Raw genomic sequence first — 23,157 nt, forward strand, 5'->3', positions numbered from 1 at the left:
AAATGCTGAAAAATGTTTGTCCAAGGACTTAACATAGGTGTGTTCCACCTTTTACACATCCGAAAAAATCAGCCACAAAGACACAAAGGAACCACTGAAAGACTTCGTGAGACTTCGTGCCTTCGTGGCAAAAAACGGATGTGTTCCACCTTTTACACATCCGAAAAAATCAGCCACAAAGCCACAAAGACACAAAGGAACCACTGAAAGACTTCGTGAGACCTTGTGCCTTCGTGCCTTCGTGGCAAAAAACGGATGTGTTCCACCTTTTACACATCCGAAAAAATCAGCCACAAAGACACAAAGACACAAAGGAACCACAAAGAGACTTCGTGAAACTTTGTGCCTTCGTGGCAAAAAAACGGATGTGTGCCGCCTTTCACACATAAAACCTGTCCTTGTGTAAAAGGTGGGACACACCCCTTAACATAAGTCATAAGCAGGCTGAATATTTTATTCATTAAAAATAAACCTCATAAAAGTCAAGAGGTTAATTTTTTTTATCCCTGAGCCTGATGCTCATGGGTTGCCCCCCGTTCGGCAAAGGAGTTTCGGCGTTTTTCCTGACACCTGAATTTTTTCATGACACTTCTTCAATACATAAGGCGAGGTAAAAAGAGAACAATATCAGGAAAGATTGTCAGAATGATGATGCCAATGACAACCGCTATCAGAAAGGGAAAAATTCCCTTGAAGATAGATTCCAGAGAAACCGGAGGGCGAAGAACTCCCTGAGCCACTCCGAAAACAACATAAACATTAATCCCCACCGGAGGCGTGATAACACCGATCTGCGTGACCAGCACAATGATGACGCCGAACCAGATGGGATCATATCCCAAGTCAATGACCACCGGATAAAAAATAGGGATGGTAAGCATGACCAGGGCAAGCGCGTCCATTACACAACCGCCGATAAAGTACACCATCACAACCGCTGCCATAATCAGATATGGCGGCAGATCAAATCCGCTGATCCAGGTGGCGAGATTAAAAGGGATCCGCGTCACCGCGAGAAATTTTCCAAAGACCACAGCCCCTGCAATGAGCATCATGACCATGCAGGATGTTCTGAGGGTTTCCTCCAAAGACTTAACAAAACCTTTCCAAGTCAGGCGTTTTCTGATCACAGATACAGCGAGAACACCGAACGCCCCTACCGCGGCAGCCTCTGTGGGGGTAAAAAGTCCGATAAACAGCCCCCCCATCACCAGGATGAAAACCAGCAAAGTGTCCCCCATGCCGGTTAAGGACTTAATCTTCTCACGCCAGGTAAATTTTTCTCCCGGAGGCCCCTGTTCGGAATCCAGATGACACTGGATGCATATGGCAATGATAAAAAGAAAGGTGAGTAAAATGGCAGGAAAAATCCCGGCAACAAACAATGCTCCGATGGACTGCTCTGTCAGCACGCCGTAAACAATCAGCACCACGCTGGGCGGCATGATCATTCCCAGACCGCCGCCCGATGCCACTGAACCGGCTGAAAGCTCATCAGCGTAGTCATAGCGTCTCATCTCGGGCAGTCCCACCGTTGCCATGGTGGCCGCGGTGGCCGGACTGGAACCGCATACTGCACCGAATGCGGTACATGCGGATACCGTTGCCATTGCCAGACCGCCCCGTATGTTGCCAAAATATTTATAGGCCGTGTCATAGAGCCTGCGGCTGATACCGCTGTTAAATGCGAACTGGCCCATGAGAATAAAGAGTGGTATGGTGGTCAGTCCGTAAGAAGAGAACGCCTCGTAAATATTTCTGGAAAGAAGATTCAGTCCTCCTTTGGTCGAAATCATTATGCTGAAACCCAGATAGCCGATCAGCGCCATGACATAAGCCACCGGCATCCGGGTCATAAACATGGCCAGCATCACGAGAATGCCAATAATACCAGTCATCGTCGGATTCATTGATTTCCTCTCAACTTAGCAATATTTTGAATAATGTCCTGAAGAATAAGCAGAAAAAAGATCAGGAAACAAAAAGAGACAATATAGATGATGACATATTCGGGGAATTGCAGGTTCATTGAGACCTCACCTGATTTCTGCATGGTATGGGCATAAAGTACCATTCGCCAGGCAACGATACCGAACAGACCGAGGCTCAGAATGCCGGTGCATGTTTCAATGATTGTCTGAGTTTTTTCAGAGAACAGCCGCACCAGAATTTCCACCCCGATATGCCCTTTCATCTGATGGGTATAAGGAAGCGACATGACCACGGTCAGCGTGGCAAGAAAACCCACGATCTCCACAGAACCGAAAATCGGATGCCCCAGAAACCGTCCGAGAACATCAGCGCAGGTCAGAAAAGTCATGAGCATCAGACTGACAGCGCCGATAAGTTTCAGCTTGTTCAAAATCCATTCAATATTTTTCCAGAATGTATTCATAATTATCTTATCCTATAGTCAGCAGATCGAAAAATTTTCGGACTGTGTGCGGGAGAACAAAGAAACCCGGCTTTTTTCCTGGACAAAGTGTCTCCCCGGTCGGAAAAACCCGGGTTTCTCCCCTGCCCGTCATGTCCGCACCGCGACAGCCCGAAAACTTTTTGATCTGCTGAGGGTTGAAAAAAATCCGAAATCTGTTCCTCGTTTGCCTGATTCGACCGGATGTGCTAATCCCGCAGGAACAGGTCGGAGGGAGTTTTATCATTTTTTGTCCAATAAAAAAATAGAGGAATGCCAACAAACTGAATTTCATTCATTTGTAATTTATACAAATCCATCAACTTTATGAATTTAAATACTATTTCATATTTTAAAAACGCTGTGGCATTCGTTATTTAACGCGTCACATTTAATTTTGAAAATTGATACGAATTTTCAGATTTCGGATTTTTTTCAAAAAATGTCGTCTATTGCAGACTGTTCAGGGTACTGACTGTGAAATCAACAATTTCCCGGCCATTAAATCCTTTTTTGTCCAGCACTTTCACATAAGCTTCAATGATGGGTGAAACTGCTTTTTTCCATCGGGCAGCCTCTTTTTTGTCAAGACCGATAATTTCATTTCCCTGTTCAAGGAAATATCGTATGCCTTCCATGTCACTGGCGTCCCATGCCTCGCCGTGTTTTACAACCCATTCGCTGTTGATCTCCTCAATCGTCTTCTGAACATCCGGGGAAAGCGAATTCCACTTGTCCTTATTCATCACAACAAAAAAGGAGGTGGTATAAGCAGCCGTAAAATCAGCAGTGCAATAATCAGTCACATCTCCGAGTTTCCAGCCTTTGTTGGATTCAATCGGATATACGCCTCCGTCCACAACACCTTTCTGGAGCATCTGATAGGTTTCCGGCATGGGTTTGGGAACAGGGGTTCCGCCCAGTGCTGTGACCACGTCCGCGCTGGTTCCGTGGCCTCTGAACTTGAGTCCTTTCATATCTTCCAGCTTTCTTATGGCCTTGGTTTTTGTATGGATAAGTCCGGGGCCGTGGGCATGAAGATACATCACTTTGGTGTTATTCAGCTCTTTGGGTTTGAACTGTTTATAAACTTCATTGATAACGGTTGTGGCTGTTTTTCCGCTGGTGTAACCCAAAGGAAGATCAATCACTGACATCACCGGGAACCGGCCTTTGGTATATGCCAGGACTGAAAAACCAATATCGGAAAGTCCTTCCAGGACACCGTCATAACATTGCCTGGCTTTGGTCAGGGTCTGTCCCGCGTAGTATTCCACTTTGACTTGTCCGTTGGTCCGTTTTTCAACCTCTTTGGACCAGCTTTCAGCAAGCTTACTCTGAACATGAGTGGGGGGAAAAAAGCAGCTGTAGGTAAGTTTTACGGTTTGGGCCTGTGCGTTAAAGCAACTCATCGTGATAAAAGCAGCGCCTATGAATACCATCAGAAAAAACAACGACTTTTTTTTCATCAATTCACTCTCCTTAACGAATTAAAAAGTAAAATTTCGACAGAGACAAGGCATGCCTTGTCTCTGCCCCTTTTGGTGTAATTAACGACCGTAAGCTGTCTCACCTCCTTTCTCTGACTGTCAAATATGTTTTGTAGCTGTATTACAGCTATATTATACTTGTCAAGGAATAATGAAATAATCATTTTTGGCGGCTCAGAATCTCATTGGGAATCATGTTCCATGACCCCGGAATTGTCAAATATCAGGTGTTTCCGGGCATCTTTCATTTGTTGGCAGAGACAAGGTATGCCTTGTCTCTGCCCATGGAAAAGAAAAAGCATTGCTTTTTAAGATATTTTTTGATATTGAACAAAATTATTCAGAAACAATACTTCGGACAGTTTTTACAAATTAAAAAAATTTAAATTTATAAATCTTTGAAATTACGCAATTTAAGTTTTAAGAATAAAAATTTGTAAATTTTATGAAAACACCAGGGGGATTTTCAGTTCGCAGTTCCGGGTTCAGGCGGTGTCAGACTGCCTGAACGCGAAACCGCGAACTGGAAAAACAACCCGTCAATGATCTTATATCTGTATATACGACAGATGCAATTTTACAATTGGTTATAATACCGAGGAGTTTAAAAATGGACAGCATGGCGAGGGTTAAGGAAAAATTAAAAGTTTTGGATTCCACAAAAATTTTTTTTACCGATCTTAATGGCAGACTCATGGGCCTGCCGGTAAATCCGGAAAATATAGAGGGCTGGGTTGCCAAAGGCGTGGGTTTTGACGGAAGCTCCATTGCTGGCTACGCAACCGTTGAAAACAGCGACCGGCTTCTTTTTCCTGATCCTGAAAGCTTTTATGTCGTTGAATTTGAAGATGAGAAACTTGGCTTTTTTATCGGTCATATCCATAATGAGGAGGGGAAACGCGCAAAAGCTGATCCGAGGGCTGTTCTTGAAAGAGTTATGGGGGAAGCGGCTTCGGAGTACGGAGCAAGTTTTCTGATCGGGCCTGAACATGAGTTTTTTTTACTGAACGGAAATGAGTTCAGCGAAAAAGCTGTCCACTCTGACAAAGCTGGCTATTTCCATGCCATGCCCCATGACAAAGGAGACTTGGTAAGAAAAAAGATTATCGGAATATTAAAAAAATGCGGCATAAAATTTGAAAAAGCCCATCATGAGGTCACACCTTCCCAACATGAAATCAATTTGGAATGTCTGCCTCCCTTAGAAGCTGCGGATCGGACACTTCTTTTTACTTATGTCACCCAGAAAGTTGCCGTGGAGTTTGGTTATCGTGCGACATTTATGCCCAAACCGTTTGATAATTTTAACAGAAATGCGTTTCATCTTCATCTTTCCATGCAGGATTCACACGGCAAAAATATGTTTTATGATCCGAGTGCTGAAAATCATCTGAGCAGCATGGCCAGGCAGTTTATCGGAGGCATTCTGAAATATGCCAGGGAAACCTCCATTATCATGGCCTCGACTTTTAATTCCTACAAGGCTTATGTGGCAGAACGGGAGGCTCCCATTGTCAGAGGCTGGGGCTTCAGGAACAGAAGTTCCATGGTCAGGGTTCCATATTCCAGCGATCCCGAAACAATAAGAATTGAACTGAGAAATCCTGATCCTGCCGGCAATGTTTATCTTCAGCTTGCAACATTTATCGCCATGGGGTTACAGGGCTTAAAGGAAAAGCTTGATTGCGCCCGTCCGGATATCCGAAGCACTTATAGAAATAAAAACAAACATACCCGCATATGGGATAAACGGTTTCTTCCCAAGAGTTTGTTTGAAGCCCTGGTCGAAGCTGAGAGGAGCAAATTTTTAAAGAAAACGCTGGGAGAAAGAATTTATGAAAATTACATGACCCTCAAAACAGAGGACTGGGAAGAACACAGAACGCATATCACTCCCAGAGAACACCGTAAATATCTGAGCATATAGCCCCGGGGGCATATCCCGGCCCCCTCACGTTCTCAGTTCACCCGAAAGGGTTCGTAATTTCCAGGCCAGAAAGGCTGGTCCGCAGGCGTGTCCATAAGCCCGTGAAGTTTGCAGCGGTCCAGGTGGTTAAGCATCAGATACATGAGTTCTTTGCCACGGACACCTCCCAAAGCCCCGCAGGCTGCGCTGATTTCATCAAACTCCCGCACCTGGTCATGACGAACCCCTTCACCGTAAATGATCAGCGGAACGGTTTCACCGGAATGGATAAGCTGCCCCGCGCTCGGAGTGGAATGATCAGATGTGACAAAGATAAGAACATCAGGGTCATTCATCAGAGGGGCAATTGCCTCACCAATGCCCCTGTCCAGTGATTCGATAACTGATTTTTTATCACCCGGTACTTTGGTATGTGCGGCTTCATCAGGTGTTTTGGTATGAACATGGATAAAATCATAATGGTCCAGGGCTTCGCGAGCAATACGCAGACGTTCGGCAATGTCATTTCCCGGATTTCCGGTATCAGCCACTTTTTTATGATCAAGCCCCACATATTTGCAAAGCCCCTGAAATACCATCCCGGATGAGACAGAAAGTCCCCGAAGGCCGTATTTTTCCGAAAAAGGAACTACTTTTTTCAACTGCCCCGCACGCTGGGTAACCAGTCCGTTAATCGCTTTCAGCCCCTGTTTTGTTCTGGAAATGTTGACCGGATGGTTTTTTAAGTGATGGTACGCCCATAAAAGATAGGCTTTCAGGGCCTCGGCTGTATTTTGGGAACTCATGTCATGCAAATGATCTGCCCAGGGTTTTATTGCCATCAGCGCACGGCCCTTTTGTATGGGATCCGTGTCAGTTACAAAAGGGGCAACATGACCCTGAAGCATGGCAATGCCGCGAAGCCCTTCTGTGGGAATAAAACGGATGCTCACCCCGTCTTTTTCATATTCCCCCACAGCATGAATAAGCTCACGGGTTTCATTTTCCGAGGCTCTGAGTTTGCCGTCCTCCAATACAAAATAGCCGTCTCTCTCCCTTAAACTCGCAAAGTGAATAAGCACCGCGACATGTTCAGGATTTAATTTTATACCCGCGCCCAGCGCCTCCAGCGCGCCCCTCCCGGGGAATTCCTCCATATCATAACCGAACATGATAAAATGGGCATTTTCACTGGGCAAAGCCTGTCCCACAGCGGCCGCATGATACAGACCATTTGCCCCTGCTTCTGCCAGGTTATCCAAAACAGGGGTTATAGCCGCCTGCAAAGGTGTCTGATCTGCCAATGTTTTGTAAGAACGGTCTCCAAGTCCGTCCAAAAGAATAAGGACACATTTTTTTGACATAACAGCTCCTATCTGTACTGCTAATAATTTTCTGATAATAAGGGATTTAGGGGAGGCCGACCAACCCCATATGCATCAGGCTAAGATTACAACCTACTGTTTTTATTAACTCTGATTTTGCCGGACGGGGTTTGCAACCCCGTCCGGAATATTTTCCGGATCGCCGCCCGCAAACGTTTCGGACGGGGTTGCAAACCCCGTCCGGCAGCCGTCCCTCATTCTTAGCCTGATGCATATGCGACCAACCCCCCGTAGGGGCAGCATGTTTGTAGCAACAGAATTGCAGGCCCCCCAATGCTACAAATATAGCCGCCCCGGCCCGACATGATTTACTACAAATATGCCGCCTTTTGCCGGACGGGGTTTGCAACCCCGTCCGGAATATTTTCCGGATCGCCGCCCGCAAACGTTTCGGACGGGGTTGCAAACCCCGTCCGGCAGCCGATTTGCAGGCCCCCCAATGCTGCAAAATATAGCTGCCCCGGCCCGACATAATTTGCTACAAATACGCCGCCCTCGCGGGCTTTACCAGCCTCCCCTAAATCCCTTATCATCAGAAAATTTCTTGATCTTAAATTATAATGGTATAAAATAATTCCCGTTATTGCAATAAAGTAAGTACCTAACCATAAGTTTTCGATATTTGCCCGGGGAAGAAACCCGGCTTTTTTTCCGGAATGATTCGCCGGCCCCGAAGGAAAAACCCGGGTTTCTCCGCGGTTCGCAGAAAAAAAATGTATAAAAAACTTTTGACCGTGTACTTAATATCACACAGGAGGAGATCATGTCAAAAAAAACTTAGTGCCTGATTCTGTCAAAAAAAAATTGCTGAATTTGATCATCCGCGTTTTTCGATTTTTGCCAAAGACAAGGAAAATGGCTCGATTCTGACCGAGGATAAGAAAAGCCTTCTCTGATTTATATCGCATTTTCAGTAGATCGAAAAAAGTTTTCAGGCTCCCGCGGGCAGACAGGGCGGACGGGGAAGAAACCCGGCTTTTTCCGGCGGGAACGACACTTCGTCCGGGGAAAAAAGCCGGGTTTCTCTGTTCTCCCGAACACAGTCCGGAAACTTTTCGATCTACTGATTTTATCATCGGTTACAACGAAACATGAGAGTTTCAGAGTTTTTCCTAACACCTAACACTCAAAACAAACACAGGAATAATCCCCATGTCCGAACTCGATAAAATCTTAAACCAGTACATATCATTTGAAGCCAGAGTCGGAAAAAGAATCACTTCTTTATGCGCCCCTTATTGCAGTGCTTGCACCAACATTTGCTGTAAACCTGACTTTTGCCGTGAGACAAACGACAGCCCCTTTCTTTCGCTTATCCGTGAAAAATTCTCACCATCGGTAACTTATGACAGAGAACAAGGCTGGATAACTCCCACAGGATGCGCTCTTCTGGTTGGCCGTCCCCCGGTCTGTTATGAATTTTTTTGCAATAATATTATTATGGGACAGGCCGGGGATATGCATGTCCAGATGATCAGCCTCCTTGGTATGCTGATCTCTTATATTGGGAAGAACGCTCTGGCACATCATCACCTTGTTGAAATTATGACAGCGGAGAAACTGCACAAGGTGAAATTTTCACGCTTTGAAAGACGGCTTGCCGAAGCTGAAATAGGTTTTGCAATTGCTGAGTCTTTTTACGAAAATAACGCCATCTCTGATTCAGATATCTGGTTTTTAAGAAGGCTTTTTTTCTCATAATATAATCTGATAAATTTAGATAATATTCATAGTAAGTTAGAAAATAAAGAGTTAAAAAATCCATATGTTTTAATTTTGCGTTTGCATTTTATTGATGCAAAAACATAAAGAATAAGTTATGGTAAATTTTAAAAAGTTAAAATCTGCTGCTTTCATTAACAGTTATATTCTAATTCGATGAATTTAAAGGATTGAAATTAAATTCAGCAGATCGAAATGTTTTTATGCAGCCTACAGATGGAAGATTCTCTCATATCTTCGATTCCAGGCTTCGCGTGGGGATGCCTCCGACAAAATCAGGACGCGAAGCGTCCGCACTGCATTCCCACGCGAAGCGTGGGAACGAGAGCGCTTTTTGTATCGGCTGTGTTATTTTCGAGTTCCCTTACCTTTGTCCGAATCCCAAAACGCAGATTCGGATTTTAAAAATCAAATGATTCCAAAAAGGAGATAAGAATATGAAAAAATTGAAAAAAGGGCTGATTTTTTTGGTGATTGTCATCTTGTTGTTGTTTTACACCGGAGCAAATGCACAACTTGCTGTGAATATAGGATTAAACTATCCTAAAACAGGGCCTTATTCTCTCCAGGGCGCGGCTCAGTTAAGTGCGGCAAACATGGCCATTAAAGAAATTAATGCCGCAGGAGGCATATTAGGCAAAAAAATTAATCTGATGACCAGGGATTCGCAATCTGAAGCAGATGTGTCAAAAAAAAATGTCGAAGAACTCATTGACAAAGAACACTGTGAAATGATTTTCGGAGGATCAGCCAGCAGCGTGGCAATCGCGGGCGGAAAAGCCGCAAAATCAAGGGGGAAACTCTATTTCGGAACCCTGACTTACTCCAATGCCACAACAGGTGAGGAAGGTCATAAATATATTTTCAGAGAATGTTATAATGCCTGGATGGGGGCCAAAGTCCTCTCGGACTATTTAAGAAAAAACTATTCCGGTAAAAAATATTTTTATATTGTTGCTGATTATACCTGGGGATGGACAACCGAAGAATCTATCCGGGCATTCAGTCTGACACGATCCAGAAAAGGACATAAAAGAGTTCTTACGCCTTTCCCCGGGGCATCGGACGAAGATTTTAAGCAGGCGCTGACAAAAGCGGAAAATTCAAAATCAGATGTTCTGGTTCTGGTTCTGTTCGGAAAAGATATGTCAAAAGCATTACGTCTGGCAACTGAAATGGGATTAAAAAAGAAGATGGCGGTCGTGGTTCCGAATTTAAGTCTCGGGATGGCGCAGACTGCCGGTCCGAATGTGATGGAAGATGTGGTCGGGGCTTTGCCCTGGTGCTGGAAAATCCCGTATATTTACGGCTATGACAAAGGCAAAGCATTCGTGGAAAATTTTGCAAAAAGATATGACTTTTATCCCTCCACCTCAGCTGCCTCGGCATATACCATTTTATATCAGTACAAAGACGCGGTCGAAAGAGCAAAAACTTTTGAGACCAAAGCCGTGATTGCCGCACTTGAGGGACACAGATTCACCTTACTGAAAGATGAACAAATATGGCGTAAGTTTGACCATCAATGTATTCAGACAGTTTATGCTGTAAAATGCAAACCCGCAGGGGATGTATTGGTGGATAAATTTAACCAGGATTATTTTGAAATCATAAACAAAATGTCCGGTGAAGAGGCCGCCATCACCGAAAAACGGTGGACCGATGCCAGAAAGAAAGCCAACAAACCAGAGGGGTTAGCGTGGTAAACCTCTGGCTGTGAATTCGGTAGCCACGGATATTATATATAATTTCAATGAACAATCTGTCCGCTTTAAGGGACAGAGGTAAAATATAAGGATTGAAGAATTGAAACCAAGTTACAAAATGATAATTCTGTTCGGAATTTTTTTTGTCTGCGCCTGCGGATCCGTAACAGAGATGGTTCCTGAAACACCTGTGAGTGTTGATTCCGAAACCGAACTTTTTTACAGTGCTGAAAGAATGTTTCGGTTAAAATCCTATGATGAGGCTCTGACACTTTATGATGAATATCTTTTCAAATTTCCTGACGGATATTCAGCCCCTGCCGCTCTGATGAGGCAGGGGGCAATTCATACGGGCTTGGGAAACTATAAAACCGCACGCAGGGTTTATACGTCTCTGATACACCGATATCCGAACAGTCCTCTGGTTCAGGATGCCAGGGTTGAGGCCCTTGTCACCTTCTACAATGCAGGGCAATACAAGCAGGTTATCATTCAGGCGCCTGATGTTCTGAAAAAAGTTGTTTCCAAAGCTCACATTCTTAAAATATATGTCCTTCTGGGTGATGCCTATATTGCTGTGGGAGATACGATAAACGCCGTGAATTTCTACAGCAGCGCGCACAGACACTCGGCATACCCCGAAAAAGAGAATGTTGCCGTAAGATTAAAGCAGGCCATGGGACAGCTTTCCACATCAGATATCATATTTCTTTTGGAACGTCTTGAAAATAATGTAACCAGGGGATATCTGATGTATCATCTGGGGCTTAAGCATATGAATGAAGAAAGAACGGAGGATGCTGTCAGCGTTTTTTCGGAGTTCATTGAAAGATTTCCGGATCATAAAAATGTAGAGGATGCAAAGCGTCTGCTGACAAAACTTGACACAATTCCCGAATATGACTACCAGAGCATAGGATGTATGCTTCCCCTCAGCGGCTCGTATAAAATTTATGGCAACAGAGCTTTAAAGGGCATTGAACTTGCCAAAAATCAGGCGGGTTTTTCCATAAACATCATCATAAAAGATACAAAATCCGACCCAAATGAAGCTGTGCGGGCTGTAAAAGAACTGTCCCAGGAACGGGTCTCAGCCATTATCGGTCCTATTATTACGGCAGAGGCGGCCGCGACAGAAGCCCAGAAAAGAAAAATTCCCATTATCACGCTAACTCAGAAAGAAGGGATTACGAATATCGGCAACCATGTTTTCAGAAATTTTCTTACACCTAAAATGCAGGTTAAGGCCATCGTCGCTTATGCAATGAATAATCTGGGACTGCATAATTTCGGCATTCTCTATCCTGATGAAAAATATGGTACAACCTTTATGAGTCTGTTCTGGGATGAAGTCGCGTCTCATGGCGGACAGGTTGTCGGTATCGAGTCTTACCGTCCGACTCAGACCGATTTTGGCGGTCCCATCAGAAACCTCATAAGGCAGTCCCATAAAAAAGGAAGATATGCTGATCCTGATGCAATCTTCATTCCTGACGCGCCTGCAAAAGCAGGGCTGATTATCCCCCAGCTTGCCTTTTACAATGTCTATAATGTGCGCCTTTTCGGAACAAACCTGTGGCATTCTGAAAAACTGATCAGGATGGCCCGGAAATCTGTGCAGGGAGCTGTCATCCCTGATGTTTTTTTTGCAAAAAGCTATTCCCAGAACGTCCGGGATTTTGTCCGGGATTTTCAGCGCAGTTTTGGAAAAAAACCGGGATTTATAGAAGCCATTGCTTATGATACGGCCATGATGCTGCTCCGAACAATCAATGAATCAGACAGCCCGTACAGACGCACCCTCAAAGATGAGATGACAAGGATTCAGAACTTCCGGGGGGTTACCGGGCTGACCTCGTTTGATAATACCGGAGAGGCTCATAAACAACTCTATCTTCTCCGAATAGAAGGAAATAAATTTGTCGAGCTGGAAACCTACTGATTTTGTTATTCCTGTCTGCCATTGTTTCCTTCCGGACAGAAACCGAGCTTTTTTAAAAAAAAGCTCAGTTTCTTTTTTTAACATCCTAACCATCTTTCAGCATACGTTCGACAATTTCTTCCCGGGCCTGCTCCCAGGTTTGGGCCGGAATTTGGCATGTGCCGACCTTTTTATGACCCCCGCCGCTGTATTCGAGCATCAGTTTCCCCACGTTTGTCCGGCTTGTGCGGTTCAGGATGCTGTGTCCGCATGTAAGAACAACATTCTGCTTGTTTTTTCCCCACATAATCCGAAGTTCAATATTCTGATCCGGATAGATGGCATAAACCAGAAAGCGGTTTCCGCTGTAAATCGTTTCCTGATCCATCAGGTTTGTGATAATTACGTTTCCCCGAATTTCACAGCAGCGGTTGAGCATATCCTTGAAAAGTTCCTGCTGTTCAAAATAACGCTTTGTCCTTTCCTGAACATCCGGTATCTGCATAATCTCTTTGTCCGTCTTTGTCCGGCAGTACTGGATCATATCCTCCATGAGCTGATAATTGCTGATACGATAATCTGAAAACCGTCCGAGCCCGGTGCGGGGATCCATCACAAATGAGAGCAGAATCCATCCTTCCGGGTTCAGAATTTCCTCTCGTGTCAGATTTCCTGAATCACTTTTGTTTACGGCCTCCAACAGGGGCAGAAAATGTTTCCCAAAGGTTTCCTCACCGCCGTAATAGTCCCATATGACCTGGGCCGCGCTCGGCGCGGGACGACAGTCTCCTTCAAATTCCAGTTTTTCGATTTCCAGGCGTTCCTCCTCGCTCGCATGGTGGTCGAACCAGAGACCGCATCCTGAAACATAAGGGATGTTAGCCATTACATCATTGGTTGTTACCTCCACTTTTCCGTCCTGAACATCCTTGGGATGGACAAATTTGTATTCATCCACAACTCCTTTTTCCACCAGCAGGACGGCACTTACCAACCCATCGAAATCGGAACGAGTCAAAAGTCTCATCAAAATTTCTCCTTCAGTTAAGCGTTAAGAATGAAAAGTTAGGCGTTATTGTTTTTACATACTACTCGATAATCAAATTTTTGGTGGTGTTCTGAATCTGGATATCCTCCAATATTTACTTTATTGATTCAGACGATTATAAAGGCTTATATCCAGATTTGGAACACCACCGAATTTTTTTGATCCGGTCCGGTCTGAGCCGTCTGAAAATATCACTTTTTGCCATTATTTTTTATCCGATTTTGTGCTGTTCCCGCTCCCTTCGACAAGCTCAGGGAACGGGGCGACAGGCTCAGGGAACGCATATCAGCCATGACCCGGACCGCTGTGCCCCGGCCCCCGCCCTACCCTGAACTTGTCAAAGGGCGGACACCTCCCAAACTCCAAATCACAAATCACAAATCACAACCTCCAAATCACTATCAAAATATGTCAGTTTTTGTAAGAGGAAACTCAGGGGGATTTTTTTTCCACCAGACAGTCAGATGCGGCAGAGCAGCCTGATAAGACTTAATCCCGAGTTTCTGATTATTCAACTTTAAATAGGTATCATTAATTTTATGACTAAGATCAGATACCCGGGCGTAACGCTTACGATTGCGCCGGATACGTTCATCTCGTGCGCTTATGTCCTCCTGAACGCTTTGTGCCAAATTTTTTTGAATCAGTTTTTGCCATTTTTTCAAGGGAATATAGTGACGAAGAGCCAAAAGCGCATTTAACGCTCCGGAATAACGAAGAAATTCAGATTCAGAGATCAGACATGCCAGATATGCAATGAAATTCGCATCGGTCTCTGAAGCAAACCCCATAAAATGAGCTTTTTCATGTGCCATGACAAAAGGTCTTTCCCATAAAAGAAGATCAGAATTTATGTGGGGTTCCATAAAAACAGGTAAAAAAAATCCTGATATACCGCAGGCATTTAAGAATTCATTGCCAAAAAGGAATTTTGTCTGGGGAAAACAAGGTGTCTGAGGTGGAGAAATCATAGCGATGACTTTTGTTAATGCTCTGTCAACTGCATAATCTGTCTCCCATAAATCATGAATATCAGCCGGAAAAATTTCAGGTTTATGGAGCGTGTTCAGTAAGAAAACCATATCATATCCCAGTTGTTCATAATCAAATCTGTCCAATGTTGTCGGGGCCTCCTGGTTCAGGGAGATAAAAAAAGGCTGCCGTAAATAATTGACTCCCCAGGTCGTGAGAAAGAAAAAATAGACACCGGCAACAATGGCAATGCCATGAACCATGGTTTCCAATAATAATCTCAGAACAATTTTTTTTTTATAAGACACATAAAAATTATAACAAAACCAAACCAGGGCCGCAAAAAAGGCCAGGCTTAAAAACAATTGAGAAGCAGAATAAGGGGAATGAATCCACTGTCCTGGTAATGAAAGGATATCTGCAATATAAGGATATATGGGTCTGGAATAGCCGTATTCTATTTTATCAGGACTGATTTTAACGTAGGAGCGAAATAAAAAGATTATGGTTCCCATTAGTATGAAAACAAAATGCCAGGGCCGGAACGAAAATTTTTTTCTCGCTGTGATCTTTCTGTTAGACATGTTTGCGATCCTGCTGTTTTTAATCATGCTTTCTCAACCTGATGGCAGGGTTCCTCCGCCTCCCGGCGTCATAATGCGGAAACGGTCCCCGGGCTCGGCTCTGATTTCATTTTTACTTCCCATGCTGAGAACCTGTCCGTGTGCGCGGATAAAAAGATTCTCACCCCGCTTCCCGGGTTCACCGCCATCCAGACCATAAGGCGCAAAAACCCGTCGTTCAGAAAGAATTGCCACATTCATGGGTTCGAGAAATTCCACCTCCCGAATCAGGCCGTCGCCGCCGCGGTACTTTCCCGCGCCTCCGGAACCTCGACGGATGGAAAACTCCCTGAGCAACACTGGATAGCGCCTTTCAAGAATTTCAGGATCCGTAATCCGGGTATTGGTCATGTGGGTATGAACCCCTGACTGACCATGCCATCCGGGACCTGACCCGGCACCGCCGCCAATGGTTTCATAATAGCCAAAGGAGTCATTGCCAAAGGTGAAATTATTCATGCACCCCTGGGAAGCCGCGGCCACGCCGAAGGCTTTGAGAATGACATCCACCACTCGCTGGGAAGTCAGGACATTGCCTCCCACAACCGCGGCTTCCCGCGAAGGATCAAGCAGAGACCCGGGTTCAATCTTTATCGTGATGGGAATCAGACACCCGTTATTCAGCGGCAAATCTTTTTTTATCAGGCAGCGCAATGCATAGAGAATGGCCGACTTGGTAACGGCCCGGGGCGCATTGCAGTTGCCCCATATTTCCGGCCCTGTTCCGGTAAAATCAAACACCGCACTGCCGTCCCGCCGGTCAATGGTCAGCTTTAAGACAATAGGACTGCCGTCATCTAAGCAGTCTGCGGCTTCCACGGTTTCTGTTTCCCCCATCCCTTTGGTCAGGGACAGCTCGGTGAGGCTGTTCCGCACCGCGTCTTCAGCGGCCTTTTGGACGTGGCGCATATACGCATGAACCACCTCATAACCATAGTGGTCAACCATTTCCATGACCAGTTCGATTCCTTTCTGATTCGCAGCGACCTGGGCCTTCAGATCAGAAATATTGTCACGAAGGGCCCGGGTGCCGCTGATGACCGGACGCCCGGCCTGCGGTGTGATATTGCCCGGAGCGAGCAGAAGCTCCTGAATACCTTCCTCCTGAAACCTCCCGTGTTTCACCAGCTTGAAAGACAGGATACGCGCGCCTTCTTCCTCCAGACACCGGGAATCAGGCGGCATGGATCCCGGGGATATTCCGCCGATATCCGCGTGATGGCCCCGACAGGCCACCCAGAAGACAGGTTTCCCCTGTCTGAACACAGGCGTCATCACGGTAATATCCGGCAGATGACTTCCGCCGGCCCGGGGGTGATTGGATACCAGCACATCCCCTGGTTTCAGAGAAGCGCCCTCACGGCGAATCTGCGCCCTGACTGCCTCACTCATGGCACCGAGATGCACTGGCAGATGAGGCGCGTTCGCGACCAGTTCGCCATCCGGTCCGAAAAGCGCGCAGGAGAAATCAAGGCGTTCCTTAATATTGGTGGACACAGCGGTTTTTTGCAGCATTCGGCCCATTTGTTCGGCAATGGACATGAAAAGGTTGCTGAAAATGGAAAGCTGCACCGGGTCTGCGTGGGTTCCCACCGTGTGAGAATCTCCCTCGCCCACCCTGATTTCCACATCACCGTACTCAGTAATTTTTGCTTTGCATCCTGGTTCCAGCACGATGGTTGTGGTGTCATGTATGATAAGCCCCGGGCCGCTGATGTGCTGACCTGCTCTGAGTTCTTTCAACAGATAAACATCTGTTTGCTGCCAGGTCCCGTCAAAATAGCAAGGAACACTGTCAACGGGGCCCGGAGGATCAGATGAGCCGGCAATGGGAATCTGACTGATTCCGGATGTCCTGCCTGTGAAGCGAACCCGGAGATCATCAACAAGTATGTCCCGGTCCGTGAGATCAAAACCAAATTCACGGCGATACGCAGCACCGAAAGCTTCTGCAAAATTGCCGTCCCGAGGATACGGAATCATCATCGCTGTATCGGTTCCCTGGTACCGAAGATTCAGGAATCGCTGACTTTCGATTCGTTCAGGAGGAAATCCCCGGGCAATGAGTTCCGCCTCGGCCGTCTCACACAGTGTGGTCAGTTCCGCCAGCAAATCAGGATGGGCGGACGCGGAGTAAACCGCGGCAGAGGGCTTTTGCTTCTCAATGACTACATCTGCAAGCCCCATGCCGTAAGCAGAAAGAATCCCGGAAAACCGATGGATGAAAATTTTCGAGATGCCCAGGGCGCGGGCAATGGCGCAGGCATGCTGAGGACCGGCTCCGCCAAATGTCGCGAGTACATGCTCCTTAATGTTGAATCCGCGCATCACAGAAATCTCCCGGATGGGTCTGACCATCACCTCATTTGCCACCCGGATAAAGCCATATGCCACTGCTTCCACAGTCATCGCTTTCCTGCCCCGATGGTGGTAATGTTCATTGATTTGGGCTGTCAGTTCGGTCAGGGCATTTCGGGCCGCGTCCAGATCCAGAGACTCCTCTTCATCTGCACCGAAAATTTTGGGAAAATAGGCAGGTTGCAGACGACCGAGGATCAGATTGGCATCCGTAACCGAGAGAAAACCGTTTTTGCGATAACACACAGGCCCGGGGTGTGCGCCCGAAGACTCGGGACCCACAAGAAACATGCCGTTTTCAAAGAACAGACGGGAACCGCCGCCGGCAGCCACGGTTTTGATTTGCAACTGAGGGGCCTGAACGCGGACCCCCGCGGTTTCGGTTTCGTGAACCAGATCGTACTCGCCGCCGAATCTGGAGACATCGGTGGATGTCCCGCCCATATCAAAGCCGATCACCGGCTGTCCTGTGTCTTTGTTATATGTGGTCATGGCATAGCCCACCACTCCGCCCGCGGGACCGGAAAGAATGGCCCTGCTCCCGGTGAAGTTATCGGCCTGTGTCAGTCCGCCGTCCGACTGCATGAACAGCAGGCTCGTATTTCTCAGGCTATCGCTGAATCCCCGGCAAAAGCTGTCCAGATAGTCCCGAATATGCGGTGTCAGATATGCGTCAACCATAGTTGTGTCGCCCCGGGCCACCAGTTTGATCATGGGCATGACCTCGGACGAGAGAGAGACCTGGGTAAATCCGATCTCACGCGCCAGACAGCCCGCGATCTTTTCATGTTCCGGCCAGGCATACGCGTGCATAAAAACAATTGCCAGACTCCGAATTCCTCTGTCAAACACAGCTTCAAGCTGAGGGCGTAAGACATCGGGATCAGGGGTCCTGAGTATGACCAGACGTTCTCCGGTAATCCCCTTCACAATTGGGAGATTGTCTTTTTCTCTGTCAGATTCGTCCTCATCCGCACATAAGAAGCGAAGCCGCTCATCCACCTCAATGACTTCTTTATAAAGCAGCTCCGGCTTGTGAATTTCCAAATCAAAAATCCCGGGACGATCCTGATTGCCGATTTGGAGAATATCTCTGAACCCTTTTGTTACCAAAAGCGCACATTTTGCGCCTTTGCGCTCAAGCAGGGCATTGGTGGCAACAGTTGTGCCCATACGAATCCATTCAATCATCCGTGCGTCAAAATTCTCTTCGGAAATCGGTGTTTCAGTAACGGTTTCAAGAATACGTCGAATTCCCTCCCTCGGCGCATCAGCGTAATTCTCCGGGTCTTCTGAAAGCAGCTTAATGACCCGGAAGCCAGGTGAACCGGGCGTTTCAGCGTATATGTCGGTGAATGTGCCGCCCCGGTCAATGGAAAAACGGAATTTATGCGGATCGGTCATGAAGCGGTTATCTCCTTTTGGTTATTCAATATATTGAACTTATAAGGTATGAGAAGCAAAAAAATCTTAACACACATTATGAAAAACCACCTCGTCATCACGGAGAAGGGTCATGACTTCCCGCTCCTCATTGTCATGCCGGGCGGAATGAGAGCGATCTCAAGGCTTTCGACAGGCTTCTGAAAGCCGCACAGGAGAACGGTGCGGATATCAATGTGAGTTATTTCATGGGCAACGGGCATCACGACGCTTATGCCCATTATAATTATTTCGCCGAAAAAGATGTCATTCCGATAATTCCTCTTTCGGGAAACAGCAAAAATGCGTATTCCGAGCCGGCCCGGAACGGAGATATCCGACTCGGTGAGGACGGAATGCCGACATGTCCCGGAGGAATGCCGATGAGGTGTCACGGATTCGACAAAAAGAAAAATGTGAACATCTTCAGTTCAATGGGATAATTTTTTTCTTGAAATTGTGATATGTCAGGTTTATTTTTCTCCGAAAAACAATTCGGAGGAAACCTATGGATATCACAGAAATTCGCTGTCCGAACTGCCAGGAGAATGATATTGTGAGACACACCGCATACGAGACAAAAAATAACGGAGAACGCTTTGACGTGCCGGCAGATTCATCCGGGAGCTGAGATGCGGTGAGAAGGACAGACATCTCTTTGAGGGGACAATCGAAATTATCTGCGAACTCGTTGAAAAAAACAGATGATATTTCGCTTATAACTGACGGAGAGCGCCGCTATGGCCGGATACTTTTCGAACTCTGTAATGAACTGGTGAGAAACGGAAAGCCCGGCCGTCCGAGAAAAACGCTCCGCAAAGGCATCAGGGCGAGGCTGAAGAACAAGGGGTCGCAGGCTCACAAAAAAGGCCCGAAGCGTCAGAAATACCACGCTCCCTGCACGGAACATCCTGAAACCGTTAAGAATATTGAGAACAAAGATATTCACGCCAATCATGCGGAAGCTCCCAGCAGCTCTCTGAAACGCCGTAATGCCGCCTACAGGCACAAAACCAACGCCTATGCGAAGTCCGTCGGCAGACTTCAGAGAGTCCCTGACATGTATTGGATTGCTCATAATTTTATTCGCGGTCATTTTACCACAGGGAAAGTGCCCGCCGTGGCACTGGGCATTACAGACAAAGGATTCTTCACTGAGGCAGCTTCTCATGCTTCAGAAAGCCGCATTGACTGCGATAATCCCATCGAACTGAACCAGTGTCATCAGGAGAAGTTTAACAGATATTGCTATGAAAGTTAACTTTTATTTTCGAAATTCGGATATAATAGATTTTTAATTGTCGGCATGAAATTTGCTATTGCAAAAAGCATTCCGTTCTTTATTGATAAGATATTGTTTTGTATATTAGAATTATTCAACACGAATTACCAGAGCGTCTACAAATTTCAATAAAAATATAAGTAATCCTGGTTGACTTGGCAAGTTCCTTTTGTTAAATATGCTGATAATATTCTTTTTTGAGTTCTTCAATTGCCTAATATAATAATTTATAAAATATCTTTATAAAATTAATTTGGAAAGAATTTTTTCTGAGTCCCCGGTTTAAAATCGTTCCCGGGTTCATATCACAACTCACCTAAAATTTTGTGATTTGTGATTTGCTCCGAGTTTAATGTTTCGTTGTGACTGGCAGGTCATGACCGTTTATAAAATATGATTTCTATGAAAAAAGAAAGAGCCGAAAGATGATTGTTCTGTATAATATTTTATTTTTCATCGGGATGACTTTAAGTTTTCCCCTTATACTTCTGATTGTGCTTTTATCTGACAAACGACGGAAAACGGTTCTTCAAAGACTGGGGCTGACTCGGGTCCCGAATTTTCAATTTCCCATATGGATCCATGCGCTCTCTGTGGGAGAGGTGCTTTCTGTTGTTCCCCTTGTCAAAGCCTTAAAAAAGCGTTTTGGCAATATTGTTTTTTCAGCTTCCACTAAAACAGGGTTTGATATAGCTAACACACTTTTAAAAGAGCATACGGATGCTGTTTTTTTCTTTCCTTATGATCTGATATTTTCCGTAAAACATCTGGCAAAGCAAATCAGTCCGGCGCTTGTGATTATTGTTGAAACAGATATCTGGCCAAATTTTCTGTTTGAAATGAAAAAACGCAATATCCCGGTGCTTCTTGTAAATGCAAGGCTTTCAAAAAAATCTTTTTTGGGATATCAGCGGCTTTCATTTTTTACGAAACCCTTATTTTTGAAATTTTCAGAGATCTGCGCCCAGTCTGACGAAGATACACGGCGATTCGGAGTTATCAGAGGCAGTTCGGATCATATAAGAACAACAGGAAACATTAAATTTGATCAGGCAAATGATTCTGTCACAGCGGAAGAAGCTGAACAGTTGCGGAAATCCATGAAAGTGGAACCCTCCCGGAAAATTTTATTGGCAGGAAGCACTCACAAGGGAGAAGAAGAAATAATTCTGGATGTTTTTTCACGAGTAAAAAAGAAATATGACGATCTCCTCCTGATTATTGTTCCCAGAGATCCCGGACGTGCCAGTGCCATAAGCCGAATTTTCAAATCTCCCGGGTTTTCATCTGTTACGATGTCGGAATTGGGAAAAATAACCCCGGGCGAAAAAACAGATGTGATTATCATTGATACCATCGGGCTTTTAAGAAAACTTTATGCAGTGGCGGACATCGCTTTTGTCGGCGGCAGCCTTGTCTGTTCCGGGGGACACAATCCGCTGGAACCGGCTGTGTTTTCCAAACCGATAATATTCGGGCATGATATGAGTGATTTTGCGGAAATAGCGACATTGCTCCTGAAATCAGGCGGAGCAGTTCAGGTCCGGGATGCTGAAAGTTTTTATGAAGCTGTGATAATGTTTCTTTCCGACCCCAAAAAAGCACAATGTGCAGGATATCAGGCGTTTAAAGTGTTTTACGCCAATAAGGGAGCTGTTGAAAAAATATTGCAACTTATAGAAAATTATCAGAAATAAGCAGCCGGACATCCGGAGTGCCGAACTTACAGTTTGGCAAACATTCTGTTTTAATTGACGGAAAATGCCACAATGAGCAATATAAAACAAAAAATCGAAGCCATTATGAGGGATGAGGGAAACACCCGGTTTCTTTCTTTTGAATCATTTCTGTTTGTTATTTCTCTTTTATATTGGGGAATTATAAAATTAAGAAACTTTCTTTATAAAAAAGAAATTTTAAAATCAGGAAGGCTCCCTTGCAAAGTCATATCTGTGGGAAATGTGACAGTAGGCGGCACCGGCAAAACTCCCATGACCATCTATATGACCGAACTGCTGAACCGTCTGGGTTATAAAGTGGTGATCCTCAGCCGGGGATATAAGGGAGGTGCGGAAAAGACCGGAGGAATTGTAAGTGACGGGCGCACGATTTTCATGGAACCTGACATGGCCGGAGACGAGCCGTTCATGTTGGCTGAAAAATTGAAAAATACACCTGTCATTGTTGGAAAAAATCGGCTTGAGGCAGGAATGCTGGCTGTGGAAAAATTTAAGCCGGATATTATTGTGCTGGATGACGCGTTTCAGCATCTTAAACTTGCGAGAGATATAAACCTGGTGCTTTTGGACAGTCACCGGCCTTTTGGCAATACCCATATACTGCCTCGCGGTACGCTGAGAGAACCGCTTTCGGCCCTTTTACGAGGTGACGCTTTTATTTTAACACGGTCTGATTCTCCCCCTCTTAATCCTTATGACCTCCCGGGCCTTCCTTTTTCCCGGACAGACCTGATCGGAAATAAACCTGTGTTCAGAAGCTTTCACGTTCCTTATATCTGTAACGTGGTAAGACAGAACCCGGTTGCTTCAGGATATCCGGTTTCTGTCTCATACGATGCTGAATTCTTAAAGAATCGCAATGTCTTTGCTTTTTCCGGCATAGCGAAAAATGATGATTTTCAGCGCACTCTTGAAGCATTTGGATGCAGGATAACAGGTTTTCTTAAATTTCCGGATCATTATCAATATTCAGATAATGATCTTTCTGAAATTTTTCATTCAACACAGGAGCTGAATGCCGATGCCATCATTACAACGGAAAAAGACTATGTGAGACTAGTCCGCAGAATAACATGGCCCATTGACCTTGTGGTTATCAGTATAAAAATTTCCTTTGGAGACGATGACGATGCTTTTACCCGTTTTATTGCGCAAAGCCTTTATTAATCC

The 23,157-nt window shown here is 45.5% G+C and carries 18 protein-coding genes; 11 read left to right on the forward strand and 7 right to left on the reverse strand.

Features of this window, described 5'->3' with window-relative positions; all coding sequences use genetic code 11:
* The first annotated feature begins 37 nt into the window (after window positions 1-37).
* Window positions 38-406: a hypothetical protein gene (locus dnm_RS21505; protein ID WP_207678950.1), complete on the forward strand. Its 369-nt coding sequence runs from the start codon at window positions 38-40 to the stop codon at window positions 404-406.
* 187 nt (window positions 407-593) lie between these two features.
* Here dnm_RS21505 and dnm_RS21510 read toward each other — a convergent pair whose 3' ends face one another.
* From dnm_RS21510 to dnm_RS21520, 3 genes are all read right to left on the reverse strand, one after another.
* Window positions 594-1,910, reverse strand: coding sequence for a TRAP transporter large permease (locus dnm_RS21510; RefSeq protein WP_207678951.1), 1,317 nt, complete (start codon window positions 1,908-1,910; stop codon window positions 594-596).
* A complete protein-coding gene (locus dnm_RS21515; protein WP_207678952.1) occupies window positions 1,907-2,395 on the reverse strand; it encodes a TRAP transporter small permease in 489 nt (162 codons plus the stop codon). Before dnm_RS21515 ends, dnm_RS21510 begins: the two co-directional genes overlap by 4 nt.
* 467 nt (window positions 2,396-2,862) lie before the next feature.
* Complete coding sequence (locus dnm_RS21520; protein ID WP_207678953.1) at window positions 2,863-3,882, reverse strand: TRAP transporter substrate-binding protein; 1,020 nt, start codon at window positions 3,880-3,882, stop codon at window positions 2,863-2,865.
* Window positions 3,883-4,513: 631 nt separating this feature from the next.
* Here dnm_RS21520 and dnm_RS21525 point away from each other — a divergent pair.
* On the forward strand, window positions 4,514-5,830 hold the full coding sequence (locus dnm_RS21525) for a glutamine synthetase family protein (protein ID WP_207678954.1): 1,317 nt from the start codon (window positions 4,514-4,516) through the stop codon (window positions 5,828-5,830).
* A gap of 32 nt (window positions 5,831-5,862) precedes the next feature.
* Here dnm_RS21525 and dnm_RS21530 read toward each other — a convergent pair whose 3' ends face one another.
* Complete coding sequence (locus dnm_RS21530; RefSeq protein ID WP_207678955.1) at window positions 5,863-7,173, reverse strand: BPG-independent phosphoglycerate mutase family protein; 1,311 nt, start codon at window positions 7,171-7,173, stop codon at window positions 5,863-5,865.
* Between the two features lie 1,173 nt (window positions 7,174-8,346).
* On the opposite strand from dnm_RS21530, the gene dnm_RS21535 reads away from it, so the two are divergent.
* The 4 genes from dnm_RS21535 to dnm_RS21550 all read left to right on the forward strand — a co-directional run bounded on the left by dnm_RS21535 (window position 8,347) and on the right by dnm_RS21550 (window position 12,564).
* Complete coding sequence (locus tag dnm_RS21535) at window positions 8,347-8,895, forward strand: hypothetical protein (protein ID WP_207678956.1); 549 nt, start codon at window positions 8,347-8,349, stop codon at window positions 8,893-8,895.
* A gap of 224 nt (window positions 8,896-9,119) precedes the next feature.
* On the forward strand, window positions 9,120-9,332 hold the full coding sequence (locus dnm_RS21540) for a hypothetical protein (protein ID WP_207678957.1): 213 nt from the start codon (window positions 9,120-9,122) through the stop codon (window positions 9,330-9,332).
* Between the two features lie 21 nt (window positions 9,333-9,353).
* A complete protein-coding gene (locus dnm_RS21545) occupies window positions 9,354-10,622 on the forward strand; it encodes a substrate-binding protein (protein ID WP_207678958.1) in 1,269 nt (422 codons plus the stop codon).
* A 100-nt stretch (window positions 10,623-10,722) separates the two neighbouring features.
* Entirely contained in the window at window positions 10,723-12,564 is a 1,842-nt protein-coding gene (locus dnm_RS21550; protein WP_207678959.1) for a penicillin-binding protein activator, read from the forward strand.
* Window positions 12,565-12,649: 85 nt separating this feature from the next.
* Here dnm_RS21550 and dnm_RS21555 read toward each other — a convergent pair whose 3' ends face one another.
* The 3 genes from dnm_RS21555 to dnm_RS21565 form a co-directional block, all read right to left on the reverse strand.
* Window positions 12,650-13,570 carry an exopolyphosphatase gene (locus dnm_RS21555; RefSeq protein ID WP_207678960.1) on the reverse strand — a complete coding sequence of 307 codons (921 nt, stop codon included), beginning with the start codon at window positions 13,568-13,570 and terminating at the stop codon, window positions 12,650-12,652.
* 422 nt (window positions 13,571-13,992) lie between these two features.
* Window positions 13,993-15,147 (reverse strand): DUF3810 family protein, encoded by a 1,155-nt coding sequence (locus dnm_RS21560; protein ID WP_207678961.1) that lies wholly within the window; start codon window positions 15,145-15,147, stop codon window positions 13,993-13,995.
* A gap of 33 nt (window positions 15,148-15,180) precedes the next feature.
* Entirely contained in the window at window positions 15,181-18,948 is a 3,768-nt protein-coding gene (locus dnm_RS21565; protein ID WP_207678962.1) for a hydantoinase B/oxoprolinase family protein, read from the reverse strand.
* 215 nt (window positions 18,949-19,163) lie between these two features.
* On the opposite strand from dnm_RS21565, the gene dnm_RS21570 reads away from it, so the two are divergent.
* The 5 genes from dnm_RS21570 to lpxK all read left to right on the forward strand — a co-directional run bounded on the left by dnm_RS21570 (window position 19,164) and on the right by lpxK (window position 23,154).
* Window positions 19,164-19,409 carry a hypothetical protein gene (locus tag dnm_RS21570; RefSeq protein ID WP_207678963.1) on the forward strand — a complete coding sequence of 82 codons (246 nt, stop codon included), beginning with the start codon at window positions 19,164-19,166 and terminating at the stop codon, window positions 19,407-19,409.
* A 65-nt stretch (window positions 19,410-19,474) separates the two neighbouring features.
* Window positions 19,475-19,597 (forward strand): hypothetical protein, encoded by a 123-nt coding sequence (locus dnm_RS31375; protein WP_276571821.1) that lies wholly within the window; start codon window positions 19,475-19,477, stop codon window positions 19,595-19,597.
* Window positions 19,598-19,657: 60 nt separating this feature from the next.
* On the forward strand, window positions 19,658-20,227 hold the full coding sequence (locus dnm_RS21575) for a hypothetical protein (RefSeq protein WP_207678964.1): 570 nt from the start codon (window positions 19,658-19,660) through the stop codon (window positions 20,225-20,227).
* A 446-nt stretch (window positions 20,228-20,673) separates the two neighbouring features.
* Entirely contained in the window at window positions 20,674-21,945 is a 1,272-nt protein-coding gene (locus tag dnm_RS21580) for a 3-deoxy-D-manno-octulosonic acid transferase (protein ID WP_207678965.1), read from the forward strand.
* 72 nt (window positions 21,946-22,017) lie between these two features.
* Window positions 22,018-23,154 (forward strand): tetraacyldisaccharide 4'-kinase, encoded by a 1,137-nt coding sequence (gene lpxK, locus dnm_RS21585; protein WP_207678966.1) that lies wholly within the window; start codon window positions 22,018-22,020, stop codon window positions 23,152-23,154.
* Window positions 23,155-23,157: the final 3 nt, after the last annotated feature.

It is taken from the genome of Desulfonema magnum, from assembly GCF_017377395.1.
GTDB lineage: Bacteria > Desulfobacterota > Desulfobacteria > Desulfobacterales > 4be13 > Desulfonema_C > Desulfonema_C magnum.